Source organism: Microcystis sp. M53602_WE12 (assembly GCF_030065455.1).
Taxonomy (GTDB): domain Bacteria; phylum Cyanobacteriota; class Cyanobacteriia; order Cyanobacteriales; family Microcystaceae; genus Microcystis; species Microcystis aeruginosa.
In genome coordinates this window covers 1-1,930 of the sequence record NZ_JASJFB010000285.1, presented here as the reverse complement: position 1 = coordinate 1,930, position 1,930 = coordinate 1, and the positions used below count along the sequence as shown (strand labels likewise).

The following is a 1,930-nucleotide window of genomic DNA, read 5'->3' as shown; positions in this document are numbered from 1 at the left end:
GGGGTGTAGGGTGTAGGGTGTGGGGTGTAGGGTGTGGGGTGTAGGGTGTGGGGTGTAGGGTGTGGGGTGTGGGGTGTGGGGTGTGGGGTGTAGGGAGTGGGGTGTGGGGTGTAGGGTGTGGGGTGTAGGGTGTGGGGAGAATAAATAAAAATAATCTCCTGACTACTGATTACTGATCAGTGATCACTGATTACTGATCACTGATTACTGATTACTGATCACTGATTACTGATCACTGATTACTGATACCCGATAGTCCTTGTGTATTGTCGAAGCGTTTACTTATAATAACTTTAAAAAGATTTTCGGGATCATCGGTAGCCCTATGGCAAAAATTGAAACGAGAACAGAACCCATGGTTTTAAACATGGGACCCCATCACCCGTCAATGCACGGAGTTTTGCGCTTAATCGTCACCCTCGACGGGGAAGACGTGATTGACTGTGAACCCGTAATCGGTTATCTTCATCGGGGCATGGAAAAAATTGCCGAAAATCGCACTAATGTCATGTACGTTCCCTACGTTAGTCGTTGGGATTACGCCGCAGGGATGTTTAACGAGGCGATTACGGTCAATGCTCCCGAAAAATTAGCCGATATCGCCGTTCCCAAACGAGCGCAATATATCCGGGTGATTATGTTGGAACTCAACCGCATCGCTAACCATTTACTCTGGTTAGGCCCCTTTATGGCGGATGTAGGCGCACAAACTCCCTTTTTCTACATTTTCCGGGAACGGGAGATGATTTATGACCTCTGGGAAGCTGCCACGGGAATGCGGTTAATTAATAATAATTATTTCCGTATTGGTGGCGTGGCGGTGGATTTACCCTACGGATGGGTGGATAAGTGCGTGGATTTCTGTGACTATTTTGACCCCAAAGTGGACGAATACGAGAAATTAATCACTAATAACCCGATTTTCCGCCGTCGTATTGAAGGGATAGGCTGCATTACCAGAGACGAAGCGATTAACTGGGGTTTATCTGGTCCGATGTTACGCGCTTCCGGGGTGAAATGGGATTTAAGAAAAGTTGACCATTACGAGTGTTACGACGATTTTGACTGGGAAGTGCATTGGGAAACCGCCGGCGATTGTTTTGCTCGTTATCTGGTGCGGATTCGGGAAATGCGCGAATCGGTGAAAATTATCCGGCAAGCACTGAAAGGTTTACCCGGTGGTCCCTACGAAAATCTGGAAGCAAAACGGATGGCAGAAGGGAAAAAATCAGCTTGGAATGATTTTGACTATCAATATATCGCCAAAAAAGTCGCCCCCACTTTCAAAATTCCTAAAGGTGAACATTATGTGCGCTTGGAAAGTGGTAAAGGGGAATTAGGTATCTTTATCGTCGGTAATGATGATGTTTTCCCTTGGCGTTGGAAAATTCGGGCCGCCGATTTTAATAATCTTCAAATTCTGCCCCATATCCTCAAAGGGGTAAAAGTTGCCGATATTATGGCGATTTTAGGCAGTATTGATATTATTATGGGGTCAGTCGATCGCTAAATATCCTTCAGGGTGGGTTATCTTATTAACTCACCCTAGTTTTAGCCTAGTCTCATGTAATACCTGGACTTCCCCCATACATAGGGTTTGCTGAAAAAGTTGTTCGTGGGGGCAGGGTGTGGGGTGTGGGGTGTGGGGTGTAGGGTGTAGAGTTTTACCAGTTTTGAGGTGGCCAATTACCTAATTTTCAGGGAAAAAGTGCCTAAATTTCGCCCCGATCACTCCCATATCTGGTACTTTTTGATTGACAAAAAGTCTAAAGGTCTTACCCAATAAGGTTTTTAGATTTATTCAGCAAGTCCTACATAAATACTAAAAAATCAACAAAACCCTTAGGGAGCGTCTCAGAAAAAATTGAAAAGAGGCTACTGGGTACATTTTCCCTTTGAAAATGGCTGTACCGTTGACTGTATCTGGAGT

General features: G+C 45.2%; 2 protein-coding genes. One reads left to right on the top strand and one right to left on the bottom strand.

Annotation, left to right across the window (positions count from 1 at the left end; all coding sequences use genetic code 11):
- The first annotated feature begins 325 nt into the window (after window positions 1-325).
- Entirely contained in the window at window positions 326-1,510 is a 1,185-nt protein-coding gene (locus PX482_RS10335; protein WP_002760089.1) for an NAD(P)H-quinone oxidoreductase subunit H, read from the top strand.
- 41 nt (window positions 1,511-1,551) lie between these two features.
- Here PX482_RS10335 and PX482_RS10330 read toward each other — a convergent pair whose 3' ends face one another.
- Window positions 1,552-1,686: a hypothetical protein gene (locus PX482_RS10330; RefSeq protein ID WP_288057729.1), complete on the bottom strand. Its 135-nt coding sequence runs from the start codon at window positions 1,684-1,686 to the stop codon at window positions 1,552-1,554.
- Window positions 1,687-1,930: the final 244 nt, after the last annotated feature.

Excerpts from the sequence above, each read along its gene's own strand:
- PX482_RS10335 (WP_002760089.1), top strand. The coding sequence starts at position 326 with ATGGCAAAAATTGAAACGAGAACAGAACCCATGGTTTTAAACATGGGA.